Annotated in this window: 9 protein-coding genes; 3 read left to right on the top strand and 6 right to left on the bottom strand. The window is 60.8% G+C overall.

All coding sequences use genetic code 11. The annotated features are described in order from the left end of the window. The first annotated feature begins 356 nt into the window (after positions 1 to 356). From BMX80_RS09815 to aguA, 3 genes are all read left to right on the top strand, one after another. A complete protein-coding gene (locus tag BMX80_RS09815; RefSeq protein WP_139214080.1) occupies positions 357 to 809 on the top strand; it encodes a hypothetical protein in 453 nt (150 codons plus the stop codon). A 929-nt stretch (positions 810 to 1,738) separates the two neighbouring features. Next, positions 1,739 to 2,620 (top strand): N-carbamoylputrescine amidase, encoded by an 882-nt coding sequence (aguB, locus tag BMX80_RS09820; protein ID WP_074867786.1) that lies wholly within the window; start codon positions 1,739 to 1,741, stop codon positions 2,618 to 2,620. A 65-nt stretch (positions 2,621 to 2,685) separates the two neighbouring features. Next, positions 2,686 to 3,894, top strand: coding sequence for an agmatine deiminase (gene aguA / locus BMX80_RS09825; RefSeq protein ID WP_083394294.1), 1,209 nt, complete (start codon positions 2,686 to 2,688; stop codon positions 3,892 to 3,894). Here the strand turns inward: aguA and BMX80_RS09830 are convergent. The 6 genes from BMX80_RS09830 to BMX80_RS09855 form a co-directional block, all read right to left on the bottom strand. Then, entirely contained in the window at positions 3,872 to 4,813 is a 942-nt protein-coding gene (locus tag BMX80_RS09830; RefSeq protein WP_074867789.1) for a choline ABC transporter substrate-binding protein, read from the bottom strand. The genes aguA and BMX80_RS09830 overlap by 23 nt on opposite strands. Positions 4,814 to 4,945: 132 nt before the next feature. Continuing rightward, positions 4,946 to 6,607 carry a choline dehydrogenase gene (locus BMX80_RS09835; protein ID WP_074867792.1) on the bottom strand — a complete coding sequence of 554 codons (1,662 nt, stop codon included), beginning with the start codon at positions 6,605 to 6,607 and terminating at the stop codon, positions 4,946 to 4,948. 9 nt (positions 6,608 to 6,616) lie between these two features. Next, positions 6,617 to 8,092 (bottom strand): betaine-aldehyde dehydrogenase, encoded by a 1,476-nt coding sequence (betB, locus tag BMX80_RS09840; RefSeq protein ID WP_074867795.1) that lies wholly within the window; start codon positions 8,090 to 8,092, stop codon positions 6,617 to 6,619. Beyond that, positions 8,092 to 8,682 (bottom strand): transcriptional regulator BetI, encoded by a 591-nt coding sequence (betI, locus tag BMX80_RS09845; protein WP_074867797.1) that lies wholly within the window; start codon positions 8,680 to 8,682, stop codon positions 8,092 to 8,094. The genes betB and betI overlap by 1 nt, the downstream gene beginning before the upstream one ends. Before the next feature lie 136 nt (positions 8,683 to 8,818). Then, positions 8,819 to 10,447: a hypothetical protein gene (locus BMX80_RS09850; RefSeq protein WP_074867800.1), complete on the bottom strand. Its 1,629-nt coding sequence runs from the start codon at positions 10,445 to 10,447 to the stop codon at positions 8,819 to 8,821. 14 nt (positions 10,448 to 10,461) lie between these two features. Next, positions 10,462 to 13,257, bottom strand: coding sequence for a DUF1254 domain-containing protein (locus tag BMX80_RS09855; protein WP_074867802.1), 2,796 nt, complete (start codon positions 13,255 to 13,257; stop codon positions 10,462 to 10,464). Between the last annotated feature and the right edge of the window lie 14 nt (positions 13,258 to 13,271).

Here is a 13,271-nt window from a genome sequence, read left to right on the forward strand (position 1 = left end):
TAGTCATGCGGGGAATCGAGCTGGTTTTCTGATTTTGCGCTGCGAATCGGCACTGGTGCTGGTGTGAGGCTTAATAAATCAGCGTTTCCCTAGCTCATCGACACTCATGATGAAGGTACTGCGGGAATAATCGAGTTGGTCGGGGCGGGCCACAATTATGGCGAATAACGTGCCCTCGGAAAAGTTTGCAATTTTGGTGAACTATCTGCATTTTATTAAATAATGATTGTTTTTGTCTTGGGGTGAATTGTTTTTACTTGCTAAATAATATTGAACAAAGTAAGGATTGATGTTTTTTTATGTTTAGAGGTGGGTGTTTAGTGTTGGCTAAGGCGGAGATAAAATACAAAATTCCCATGAGTCATGTTTTGCTGTTTATAGGTTTTTTGTTGATATTCGTACTAGGCACGCATGGCTATATCGGCGAGTCTTTCTCACAGTCCACGGATGCTCAAGTATTCTCTTTTCTATCAAGTGTCGTCGTAGGCGCATGGCTGGCTGCCTCACCGAGAAACAAGAGCATCGTTATTTCAGAAAGTGGAATCGAAATCCCGAGAATACTTCTGCCGCCCTATAATACAAGCAAAATATGTTGGCATGATCTATACGCTGCAGAGACGAAAATCAATCAGAATGGAACATATGCGGTTATTTTGAAAAGCAAAAAACAAACTTTAAAGATTGAGAGCTGGCTTTGTTTGGGCGATTTTGAACTCGCCATGTATCCAGACGCTTTCTATGAGCTTGAGACTGCCATAGAGGTTTTTCGTCACGAACATAGAGCCTCTAGGCTCAAACAGGTAAAATAGAGCGGCTTTATTTTTTCGTAGTTGCTCGGGGCATCTCAATGCTTAAGCTGACTATTGGAGTACAACGAAAAGTACTTATTTCGCCTCCCGGCGACTTACTATTCTTTGCGAAAGAATAGTAAGCACAAGAAACAGGCCCCCAACATTGGCTCGGCTGCGCCGAGTTCCCTCGCTCCAGACTGCTTCCAGAGGCCCAGCCCGAAGGGCCATCCATGGCCCATCGGGCTTTGCGCGGCATCCCTGCCGCTTAACCTCTTCCAGCAGTCTTCCACTCGGCCTGCTGGAGGGGGCATTGGTGCAGGTCGATGGTTTGGCGGTTTGCAAGTTTGGCATTTGAACTGCAAAAGCTTTTTGGCGAAGCCATCACCTAGCGTGCGGCTTGCACCAATCGCCCCTTTTATTCGGCTGAGTGTAGGCTGGCTGTAGTGGGGTAAGCCGCAGGGATGCGGCGCAAGCGGCGATGGGCTAGGGATAGCCCTTCGCCGTGGCCCCACGTAAGCCTGCCGGAGCGAAGGGACTCGGCGAAGCCGAGCCGGATAGTGGGGCAAGCGTTTTGGGTTACTTTTGCCGCGACTGGCAAAAGTGACTCGCCCGGGAGGGGCGAAACAAGAGGGTTCGACACGCTCAGCAGCCAGCTTGGCACCGTGCGTAAACCAACCTGTTGGGCGGGGCACGGGCTGCCGGAGGTGGTTTATTGCTCGCCCCAGCAGGCCTGCGCCCTGCCATCCGGGTTACGCCTGCGGCTAACCCGGCCTACAAGCCTACAAATCCCGCCACCATTGCCGATCTTTATCGGCTTTTGTGCCGAATAAAAACAGAATTGCAAAAACAATATGCTACCAAAGCCGATATTTATCGGTTATAAAGTGCCCAAACGCTGCATCTGCTAGTGTCAGATGACGCCCACTCACCGACTTTCGAGGTGCTCTATGTCACGCATGGTTACCGTCGCCGCCACTCAGATGGCGTGTTCTTGGGATTCACAGGCCAATATTGCCAACGCCGAGAAGCTGGTGCGCACTGCCGCCGCCAAGGGCGCGCAGATCATCCTGATTCAGGAGCTGTTCGAAACCCCCTACTTCTGCCAAAAGCCCAACGCCGACTACACCCAGCTAGCCACCCCAGTGGAGGAAAACCCAGCGATTCTGCATTTCCAGAAAGTCGCCGCCGAGCTAAAAGTAGTGCTGCCGATCAGCTTCTTCGAGCGTGCCGGACGTGCGCGTTTTAACAGCATTGCGATCATCGATGCCGACGGCAGCAACTTGGGCGTGTACCGCAAGAGCCATATCCCCGATGGCCCCGGCTACCACGAAAAGTACTACTTCAACCCCGGCGACACCGGTTTTATGGTGTGGGACACCGCCTACGCGAAAATCGGCGTGGGCATCTGCTGGGACCAGTGGTTCCCTGAGTGCGCGCGCAGCATGGCGCTGTTGGGCGCGGAGATCCTCTTCTACCCCACCGCCATCGGCAGCGAGCCGCACGATGCCAGCATCACCTCGCGTGAGCATTGGCAGCGCGTGCAGCAAGGCCACGCCGGGGCCAACCTGATGCCGCTGATCGCCAGCAACCGCATCGGCAAAGAAGAGCAAGACGGCTACGACATCACCTTCTACGGCAGCTCGTTTATCGCCAACCAGTTTGGCGAAAAAGTGCAGGAGCTGAACCAAACCGAAGAAGGCATTTTGGTACACAGCTTCGATTTGACCGAGCTGGAGAAAGTCCGCACCGCGTGGGGCGTGTTCCGCGATCGTCGGCCGAACCTGTATTGGCCGATCGGCACCTTAGATGGCGAGATGGCTTCCGAATAAGCCCGGCCGTACGCGGCGCAGCCTGAGCCTGCGCCGTTTTTGTTGATTCTGATGGCGGTAACCCTATGACCACGCTAACCAGCACCCCGCGCGCCGATGGCTTTCGCATGCCCGCCGAGTGGGAAGCCCACCAGCAAACTTGGATGGCTTGGCCCGAGCGGCCCGACAACTGGCGCTTAGGCGGCAAACCGGCGCAGGCGGCGTTTACTGCCGTGGCGGCGGCGATTGCCCGTTTTGAGCCGGTGACCGTGTGCGCCAGCGCGGCGCAGTATGAAAACGCCGTGGCGCGGCTGGCCGAGTACAGCAACATTCGCGTGGTGGAAATCAGCACCGACGATGCCTGGGTGCGCGACACCGGCCCCACCTTCGTGATCAACGATCAAGGCGCCGTGCGCGGCGTGGACTGGGCCTTTAACGCCTGGGGCGGCCTCAATGGCGGCTTGTATTTCCCCTGGCTGCGCGACGACCAAGTAGCGCAAAAGATCTTGCAGATCGAAGGCTGCCAGCGTTACCGCACCGAAGGCTTTGTGCTGGAAGGCGGCTCGATTCACGTCGACGGCGAAGGCACCCTGATCACCACCGAGGAATGCCTGCTCAACGCCAACCGCAACCCGCATCTGACCCGCGAGCAGATCGAAGCGCTGCTGGCCGAGCACTTGGCTGTCGATACGGTGATCTGGCTGCCGGACGGCCTGTATAACGACGAAACCGACGGCCATGTGGATAACTTCTGCTGCTACGTGCGCCCCGGCGAAGTGCTGCTCGCTTGGACCGACGATGCGAACGACCCCAACTACCCGCGCTGCCAAGCCGCCCTGCGCGTGCTGGAAAACGCCCGCGACGCCAAAGGCCGTTCGCTGACCGTGCACAAAATCGCCATCCCCGGCCCGCTGTATGCCACGGCCGAAGAGTGCGCTGGGGTGGATTGGGTAGCGGGCAGTCAGCCGCGCGATCCGTCGATTCGTTTGGCCGGTTCGTACGTGAACTTTCTGATCGTCAACGGCGGCATCATCGCGCCTAAGTTTGACGATGCGAAAGACGCCGAGGCCGAGGCCACCCTCAAGCAGATCTTCCCCGAGCATGAGGTAGTGATGGTGCCGGGCCGCGAGATTCTTTTAGGCGGCGGCAATATCCACTGCATCACCCAGCAGCAGCCCAGCGCCCAGCGCCCAGCGCTAAGTTTTACCGGCTACACAGCAAAACGCCGCCCCCTGTTCGCAGCAGGGGGCGGCGTTTTTTTGCCTTGGGGTTTTACAGCGCCAATTTGCCTTTAACCGTAGGCAGTGCCGGCTGGCCGTCGAAGGTGGTGACGTTATTCAGCCACGCTTCCAGCGTTTGCGGGTTGGCTTTTAGCCACTGCTTGGCGGCTTCGCGCGGGTCGAGGTCTTCATCCAGAATGGCGGCCATCCAAGCGTTCTCTTGCGCCACGGTGAACTGCAGGTTGCTCAGCAGTTTGCCCACGTTCGGGCACTCGGCGGCGTAGCCTTTGCGCACCACGGTATGCACTTCGGCGCCGCCGAAGTTGGGGCCGAACCAGTCGTCGCCGCCGTCTAAGTAGCGCATGTCGAAGTACTGGTTCATCGGGTGCGGCGCCCAGCCGAGGAACACGATCCAGTCGTTACGGCGAATCGCGCGTTTGGTCTGCGCCAACATGCCCGCTTCGCTGGATTCCACCAGGCGGAAATCTTCCAAGCCAAAGGCATTGGCCTTGATCATGTCGCTGATCAGGCGGTTGCCATCGTTGCCCGGCTCGATGCCGTAGATGCTGCTGTCGAACTGCTCGGCGTGCTTGGCCAAGTCGGCAAAGGTTTTCACCCCGGCGTCATACACATAGGCCGGCACGGCGAGGGTGTATTTGGCACCGGTCAGGTTAGTGGCGTGCACGTCGAGGCTTTGCTTGTCCAGATACGGGCGGATGTCGTTTTCCATGCTCGGCATCCAGTTGCCGAGGAATACATCCAAGTCGCCATCGTGCATGCCGCGGAAGGTCACTGGCACCGACAGCAGCTGGGTTTGCGGCTGATAGCCCAAGTTATCGAGGATTTCGCTGGCCATCGCGGTGGTGGCGGTGATGTCGGTCCAGCCAACATCCGAGAAGCGTACCTTCTGGCACTGCTCAGGCTCGGCGGCCATGGCGCCGGATGTTAGGCCCAAGGTGAGGGCGGCGGTGAGAAGGGTTTGGGGCAGGTTCATGCAAGCTCCTAGGGTTTTTTACTAGAGCGCTGGCTATTGGGCTACAGCATCACTGCGCACGCTGAGTCGTGTGCACTAGCCGCAGGCCGATAGGCAGCGGGCACGCCATGCGCGGCGCGCCGGATGAATGGGTTAACGTTGAGCGGTCTCCCAGTGCGGGTGCACCCACACTTCGGCGTGTTCGGCTGGCAGTTGCTGGCCGAGGATATGGTCGGCGCATTTCTCCGCCAGCATGATGGTCGGCGCGTTGAGGTTGCCGCTAACGATGCTGGGCATGATCGAGGCATCCACCACGCGCAGGTTGCCGACGCCAAACACGCGGGCTTGGTTATCGACCACGGCCAGCGGGTCGTCGGCGCTGCCCATCTTGCAGGTGCAGCTGGGGTGATAGGCGCTGTCGGCGTATTGGCGCACAAAAGCGTCGATGGCGCTGTCGGACTGCACATCCACACCCGGGCGCAGCTCTTCGCCACGGAACGAATCGAACGCTTTCTGGGCGAAGATCTCGCGGGTCAGCTTTACGCTCTGGCGCATCTCCCAGCGGTCGCGGTCGGTGGCCAAGTAATTCGGCTCGATGCGCGGGTGCTCTTCAGGGTTGGCCGAGCGCAAGGTCAGCTGACCACGGCTTTCTTGCCGCATCGGGCCGACGTGGGCTTGATAGGCGTGGCATTCCGGGTCTTTACGGCCGTGATCGATCACCTGTGACGGCAAGAAGTGGTACTGCAAGTCGGGGTGCTTCACCCCGGCTTCCGTGCGGATAAACCCGCCCACTTCTAAGTGCGCGGTGCGGCACGGGCCCCAGTCGTTATTGATAAACCACTTGGCGCCAGCAATCGGCTGTCCCGGCAAGCGGGTGTAGCGATACAGCGTGACTGGCTGTTTGCAGGCTTGCTGTACGTACAGCTCCAGATGGTCTTGCAGGTTCTGGCCCACGCCCGGCAGGTGCTTCTGCACGCTAATGCCGTGCTGTTTGAGCTGCGCTTCGTCGCCTATGCCGGAGAGCATCAGCAGTTGCGGGCTGTTGATCGCACCGCCAGCCAGAATCACCTCGCGCTCGGCGTAGGCGCGCTTGAGTTGGCCGTTCTGGCGGTATTCCACGCCCACGGCGCGCTCGCCGTCGAACAAAATCCGCGTGGCCAGTGCGCCGGTTTCGGCGTGCAGATTGCTGCGGTGCAGCACTGGGCGCAGGTAGGCTTGCGCGGTGCTCCAGCGCTTGCCTTGGCGGATGGTCATGTCCATCTTGCCGAAGCCTTCTTGCTGGCGGCCGTTCATGTCGTCGGTGACGGGGTAGCCAGCCTCTGCGGTGGCATCCAAGAAGGCTTGGAACAGCGGGTTGGGCTCGTCGCCGGTGTGCACGTTCAGCGGGCCTGCGCTGCCGCGCCAAGCGTCGCCGCCTACTTCGCGGCTTTCGGCGCGCTTAAAGTAGGGCAGCACCTCGGCGTAGCTCCAGCCGCTGGCGCCTTCGCTGGCCCAGCGGTCGTAGTCCAGCGCGTGGCCACGGATATACACCATGGCATTCAGTGCGCTGCCGCCGCCCCACACTTTGCCGCGCGGCCAATACAGGGTGCGGCCGTTCATGTGTTCTTGCGCTTCGGTGTGGTAGTACCAGTTGTACTTGCTGTCGGCGAGGTTGTAGGTCAGCGCCGCCGGCATGTGGATTTTCCACGTGTTGTCGCGCTTGCCGGCCTCAAGCACCAGCACGCGGTGGCTAGGATCGGCGGATAGGCGATTAGCCAGCACGCAGCCGGCCGAGCCGGTGCCGACGATCAGGTAGTCGTAACGGTTATCTTGCATAACAGGCCCTTAAAACGGTGATTGCAGCGGCGTCATGCCGACGTACACGCTTTTGATCTGGGTGTAATGGCGCAGGGTTTCCACGCCGTTTTCGCGGCCAAGTCCGGACTGCTTGTAGCCGCCGACGGGCATCTCGGCGGGCGAAGCGCCGTAGCTGTTGATCCAGCAAATGCCGGCTTGCAGCTGGTGGATCACCCGATGCGCGCGGCGCAGGTCGTTGCTGTACACCCCAGCGGCAAGACCGTAGTGGGTGGCATTGGCGCGGCGGATGACCTCGGCCTCATCGCTAAAGCGCAGCACGCTCATCACTGGGCCGAAGATTTCTTCGCGGACGATGCGCATGTCGTCGTGGCAATCGACAAACACGGTCGGCTCAACAAAGTAGCCTTGCTCACAACCGGCCGGTTGCGCGGCTTGGCCGCCGGCTAGCAAGGTGGCGCCTTCGCTCACGCCGCTTTCGATGTACTCCAGCACCTTGTCGCGGTGCTTGGCGCTGATTAGCGCGCCTAAGTTGGTGCGCGGGTCTTGCGGGTCACCAAGGTGGATATTGGCTAAGCGCGCCTTGAGCTTGGCGACAAACACATCGTGGATGCTGTCCTCAACGAACACGCGGGTGCCGTGGGTGCAGACTTCGCCTTGGGTGTAGAAGTTGGCCACCAGCGCCGCGCCGACCGCTTCGTCCAAGTCGCTGTCGGCGAAGATGATTAGCGGCGACTTGCCGCCTAGTTCCATGGTGACTTCTTTCAGGCTGCTGGCCGCGGCGGCCATAACCTTTTTGCCGGTGCCCACTTCGCCAGTGAACGACACTTTGGCGATGCGCGGATGGTGGGTGAGCAGCTCGCCGACGCGGTGATCGCCCTGCACCACGTTAAACACGCCATCCGGCAGACCCGCTTGCTGAAAAATTTCTGCCAGCTTGAGCGCGGTGAGTGGGGTTTCTTCCGAGGGTTTAAACACCATGGCATTGCCGCAGGCCAGTGCCGGCGCGGCTTTCCAACAGGCGATTTGCAGCGGGTAGTTCCATGCGCCAATCCCCGCCACCACGCCCAGCGGCTCGCGGCGGGTGTAGAAGAAGTCGCCGCCTAAGTCTTGTTGCTCGCCATGAATGCTGGCGGCTAAACCGGCGAAAAACTCGATGCTGTCGGCGCCGGTGGCGATATCCACGCTGCTGGCTTCTTGCCAAGGCTTGCCGGTGTCTTGCACTTCAAGGCGGGCCAGCTCGTCGTTGTGTTCGCGTAATAGCGCCACGGCGCGCAGCAGAATGCGCGCACGTTCCACGGCGGGCATGGCTGACCACACGGCAAAGCCTTGCTCGGCGCTGGCGATGGCGGCTTCTACGCACGCTTCGTCAGCCTGCTCGACCTCGGCCAGCGCTGCGCCGGTGGCCGGGTTCACGGTGATAAAACGCTCGCCGCCAACGGCGTGGTAGTGCCCGCCAACCCAGCTATGGGCCAGTGGCAGGGTGGGCTGAGTGGGGTGAGACATCAGGAATCCTTGTATTTCAGTTGTTGCGCCAAGTAGTCGCGGCATAGCGCTTTGGCCTGTTGCGTGTCGATGCCGCCTTCCAGCGCGCCGCGCAGCCACACACCGTCGATCAGCGCGGCGAGGCCTTGCGCCACCAACTGCGCACGCGCGGCGGGCAGCAGTTGCTTAAGCGCCGCACGCAGATTGCTTAGTAGGCGCTGCGCATTGACCTTCTGCAGGCGCGCCAGCTCTGGCTGGTGCATGGCTTCGGCCCAGAAGGCCAGCCAGGTTTTGCACGCCGCGGGGCTGGTCTGCACCCGATCAAAGTTGGCCTCCAGCACCGCCATCACGCGGCCTTCGGCATCGTCCGTGGACACCTTGGCTAAACGCGCCTTATAGGTGTCGCCCAACTCTTTAAGCAGATGGCGCATGCTGGCTTCGAGCAGGCCATTTTTGCCGCCGAAGTAGTGGCTGATGATCCCGCTCGACACCCCGGCCAAACGGCTGATGGTGACGATGGTGGTGTTGTGCAAACCGTGCTGATCAATCGAGGCCAAGGTGGCATCAATCAATTGGCGACGGCGCAGTGGCTGCATTCCGACTTTGGGCATAAATTCTTTTTAATTGAACGATCAATTAACAAAAAGGGTAAAGCAAATTTGCCAGCGGGGCAAATCAGTGGCTGGGTGCGGAGGGGGGGCGGTAAAGCAACAGGGCGCCTTGCGGCGCCCTGTTGGAGTGTTGTGCTTAGGGTTCGCTGCGCTTGGGCAGCACTTGCAGCACTTTGAAGTATTCGCCCACGGCACTGGGGAAGTACACGCGGCCGCCGAAGCCCGGCGGGGTCAGCGAGTTGATGGTCAGCGGGGCAAAGAAGTCGGACTCGGCCAGCACTTCGCCGGTGGCGGCGTCATGCCATTTCAGCTGTTCGGTGTAGTTGCTGGTGAACACGGCCATCTTTATTGGCTCGTTGGGGGCATTCAGCTTCATGTGGGTCAGCAGCAGTACACGCTGGTCTTTCGGGCCGATCACCGGCTGGAAGGTCGAGGTGCTGTTGTTGACGATGAAGGCGTTCTGCATGGCGCCGGTTTGCGGGTCGAACTTGATGCCGGCCACTTTGCCGATGCCTACGTCGGCGGAGTAGACCATGTGGTTTTCCGCATCGCCGCCCATTTTCGGCGGCGCCCAGCTCCACTGGCCTTCTTCTAGCTCGCCAAACGGGAAGTGGGTGACCATTTTGCTGGCGTCATGCTGGTTGATCAGCACCACGCTGGAGGCCTTCACACTGCTGCCGATGCCGTTGAGCTGGAAACCCACCCAGTCGCCAACGATGGTCGGCGCGGTGGCTGCACCCTGACCTTCCTGCATGGGGAAGGCTTGCCAGCTCTCGTCGAGGCTGAGCTTCTTGCTGGCCGGGTCCCAGAAGGCGCGACCTACGCGGGTGGCCATGCCGATATAGATAGTGATTCTGCCCTCGAACTCGACAATGTTGTGCGGCGACACGGCCGGCTCCGGCAGGGCCAGCTGGTCAAGAATTTCCAGGCTGTCTGGGTCGACGGCCACCACGACCGAGCTTTTCGGCATCAGGCCCTGATCGACGCACTTGAGAATCGCCATGGTGCCTTGGCCTTGGCAGCCGGCAGGGCGGGTCTGGTCCTTAAGGATCAGGGTGCCGTCCGGGGCGATGGTTAGGTGCTTGAAGTTGACGTCTTCCGCTGCGGCCGGGCCGCTGGGCAGGGTGTTGTGCTTGAGGATTTCACCGCTGTCGCCATCAAGCAGCACGATCTGGTTCGACCACGAGAACGGGATATTGCCGTTTTCCAGAATGTTCAGGTTGGCGTTGCCAATCCAGCGGCCCGAGGCATTGGGGTTATCCACATAGGTGCGCCAGATTTCCTTGCCGGTGGTGGCATCGGCCTTGGCGATGTAGGGGCCTGCCGGTACGAGGTCTTTCAGAGTTGGGTATTCGCCGCCGACGATATACAGCTCACCGGGCTTGCGGTTGTTGATGTAGGAAATGCCCGGATAGCTGTCGACGCTCTGCCAGGCGTAGACCTGATTGTTACCCTCGTGGCTACCGGTGAAGCGGGCGCAGGGGAATACGCCGCTGCGCTGTGCATCGGCAATTTCCGCACCGTTGAGGGTGGGGTAGTAACCCGGGGTGGGCAGCTGTTGCGAACAGGCCAGTTCTTGCTGATAGAGGCTGACTTCACCTGGCAGCGGGCCGTTGGCGGCCAGCTCATTGGGGCTCAGGCCAATCTTGTTGATTTGGCCGGCGGTAAACAGGCCGATCGCCGGGGCGAACAGTTTGTAGATGATCAGGCCTAGGGCGACGAGCAACAGCAGGCCGAGCCATTTGAGGGTGCGTTTGAGGGGCATGCGGTGTTCCTTACTCAGAATGACAGGGCTTCGAAAGCTTCGGTGGTCATGTATTCGCCGCGCGGGTAGTAGTCACCCATCACGCGCTCTTCATCGCCGGGCTTGCTGATGTGCTCGGGGCTTTGCTGCCAGCTGGGGTCGTTGGCCATAAAGCGCAGCATCAGCATGGCGAAGTCTTCCCGGTTGCCTTTGCCGTGCAGGCCTTCGCCGCGCGGGCTCCATTCCAGCCAGGCGATGCCGTTCTCTAGCGTGGCGTTTTTCGGCCGGTCGGCGGCGCGGCTGAGCACTATGGTGTAGTTGCGCTGGGCGTCGAGCGGCACCTGCATGTCGGTCAGGCCGTCCACGCATTGGCCGGAGGGTGCTGATTCACAGCTAACCAGCGACCAGTACTGGGTTTGCCCGGCGGGACGGGTGCTCAGGCCCTGGCCGGTTTCGCCAAAGAAGGTGTCGGGGAAGGTCGGCATCTTGCCGCGCATCACATACACCGGGCCGAACTGGCGCGACAGGTGCAGCAGCATGTACTGCGTGCTGGGGTCGCCACCGCCGTCCATGGCACTGGCGTAGGGCAGCGCTTGGCGGGCCTTAGGGCTCATGAAGGCGCCGACGATGGAGTATTTGAACGACCAGTACTTTTCCCAGCGGGGCTCTTTGCGTGCCGGAGCAGTGGCGGGGTCGAGCGCTGGGTCGTTATTCGGGTTATTGACCAGCCCCTGCCATTGCTCGGCGGTGACGGGTTGTTCCAGTGCGCCGCTCATCGGCAGGCTGAACTGCGCCACCACCTGCTCGGCATTCAGACGCGTGCCATCGGCCAGCAGGCCGTGGTAACGCGGCAGGCCAAAGCCCGGCTCGGGGGCATGCGCGCTGCCGAAGCCGGCGCCATCTTTGCCGTTATCGGGCAGGTAGATACGCATTACCATCTGGATTTTGTCGCCCTGCGCGCCGGCGTACAGGGTATTGCGTTGGCGCTGGGCGGGGTCTTTCGGTGCATCGGCGGCGAGCACGGTAAGGCGGAACTGGCGCTGCGGGTCTAAGCGCGGCGCGCCCACCACGAAGGGGTTCACCGAGCCGTGGTTGGCGACGATGTCTGGCCCGGCCAAGGCTTCGCCGGTGGAAACAAAGGTGTTGTCTTGCCAGCGGTACAGCGCCAGCTTGAAATAGCGCGCGTAGGGGTACTCGCCATCGAAGATCAGCTGGCTGCCGGCGGGCATGCGCAGGGTAGAAAGAAAGTAGGTGGACTGCGTGTCCGGCCACAGGTTGGGGTTCTGGATCGGCGCCGGGTAAGCCAGGTCGCGCCAGTAGCCAACGCCGCGCGGGCCGTGGAACAGACCGTCATGGCCGTAACGCTCGTCAGTGCGGATCACGCTTTCCATACTCTTGTCGCCGGGGCGCTTGGCACCCTTGGCGCTCAGCTGGCTGATGGCTTCGATCTTCGGCGGTTGCCAGTCGCCTTGCCCCACGGGCAGTACGCTGGGTGATTCGCTTTGCGGCCAGTAAATGCGCATGACCAAGAAGATCGGCCCGTTGGGCGCCGGCAGCCAGTTGCTTTCGTGGGCCTTGCCTGGGCTGTGCTGCTGCAGGAACAGGGTCAGCGAGCCATCGGCATTGCGCTTGAGTTGATCGAGCATGGTGCTGTTGATCAGGTAGCGCTTGATCGGGTTGTTGACCAGAAACTGCGTGTTGGCGTCGTACACCGTGATCGACCAGAAGGCCTTGGCCGGCGGTAACTGGCCGGGGGCAAAGGTCAGGCTGTAGGCATGTTTGCTGCCATCTAGCACGCGCCCATGCAGGTCTTGTTTGGTGAACGGGTAGGTGGCTTCGGCGGCGTCGTTGCCATAAATACCGGCTCGTGAACCGGCGGCGCGCAGCAGCCAGTTGTCGTTGAAGAAGGCTCGCGAGCCGGCCGCCGTGCCAATCTGCCAGCCGTTATGCACGCTGCCCAGCTCCGCCACGGCGCGGTTGATCGCGCCCATTGCGCTCTTCAGACCGCTGGCCCAAGCGGCCTGCACGGCTTTGTCTTTGAGTGCGGCGGGGTTGCCGATGCCCAAAAGATGCATCTGTTCGCGCAGTTTTTTTTCCGCCGGCGAGGCCAGTTCCAGCGGCATGAATGGCTGCAGGAAACTCAGCAGCGCCGGCATGCCGGTGGTGAAGATGCTCTTATCGGCAGCCGGCCAGCTGATCGGCGCGGCAGCCGGCGCGGCGGGCTGTTTCAGGTAGGCCGATAGCGGCTGAATACTGTAGCCGGCCTGCACTTGCTGCACGGCGGGCAGGTCTTCGGGCGATTTCAGCTGAGTGCGGAAGATCACCATGTTGAAAGCGGTTTCGCTACGCAGCACCTGCTTGATGCCGTCGGGCGTGCTGCCTTGCCACTGGCTATCGGTCAGCAGGAAGCAGCCAGCCTGATTGCCGGTGGTGCGCGAGCCGATATAGCCGTAGTTATGCGTGTACATATCGACCAGTTGCACGCTGAAGTAGCGGTCCTGCGGCACGTCGGCATGGCAGAGCACCTGCGGCTCGCTGCGCAAGTCGGTGCCGAGCAGCGAGTAGGGGGTGTCGCTGTTGGGGGTTTGTACTGTGGTGTCGTCCGGCGTGTAGGTACGCGCGGTGTGGTGAATCTGGTTGAGCGGGCCTTTGTAGCCGGCGGCGCTGCTGTCTAAAAAGGTGTCGTGGAACACCTTGTAGTTCATCACCAGCGGGAAACCGTAGATGCTCACCTGTTCGGCAAGCTGCGGTAAATCTGGCGCGCTGGCGGCGTGAGCGGTGGTGGTGGCCAGCAGCGCGCAGGCCAAACCGAGGGGGCGAATGCTGTGCATGATAGGGCTCTCCT

The sequence above is a fragment of the Atopomonas hussainii genome (assembly GCF_900109735.1).
In the GTDB taxonomy this organism is placed as follows: Bacteria; Pseudomonadota; Gammaproteobacteria; order Pseudomonadales; family Pseudomonadaceae; genus Atopomonas; species Atopomonas hussainii.

Coding starts and splice junctions, on each gene's coding strand:
- BMX80_RS09815 (WP_139214080.1), top strand. CDS start 357: ATGAGTCATGTTTTGCTGTTTATAGGTTTTTTGTTGATATTCGTACTA.
- aguB (WP_074867786.1), top strand. CDS start 1,739: ATGTCACGCATGGTTACCGTCGCCGCCACTCAGATGGCGTGTTCTTGG.
- aguA (WP_083394294.1), top strand. CDS start 2,686: ATGACCACGCTAACCAGCACCCCGCGCGCCGATGGCTTTCGCATGCCC.
- BMX80_RS09830 (WP_074867789.1), bottom strand. CDS start 4,813: ATGAACCTGCCCCAAACCCTTCTCACCGCCGCCCTCACCTTGGGCCTA.
- BMX80_RS09835 (WP_074867792.1), bottom strand. CDS start 6,607: ATGCAAGATAACCGTTACGACTACCTGATCGTCGGCACCGGCTCGGCC.
- betB (WP_074867795.1), bottom strand. CDS start 8,092: ATGTCTCACCCCACTCAGCCCACCCTGCCACTGGCCCATAGCTGGGTT.
- betI (WP_074867797.1), bottom strand. CDS start 8,682: ATGCCCAAAGTCGGAATGCAGCCACTGCGCCGTCGCCAATTGATTGAT.
- BMX80_RS09850 (WP_074867800.1), bottom strand. CDS start 10,447: ATGCCCCTCAAACGCACCCTCAAATGGCTCGGCCTGCTGTTGCTCGTC.
- BMX80_RS09855 (WP_074867802.1), bottom strand. CDS start 13,257: ATGCACAGCATTCGCCCCCTCGGTTTGGCCTGCGCGCTGCTGGCCACC.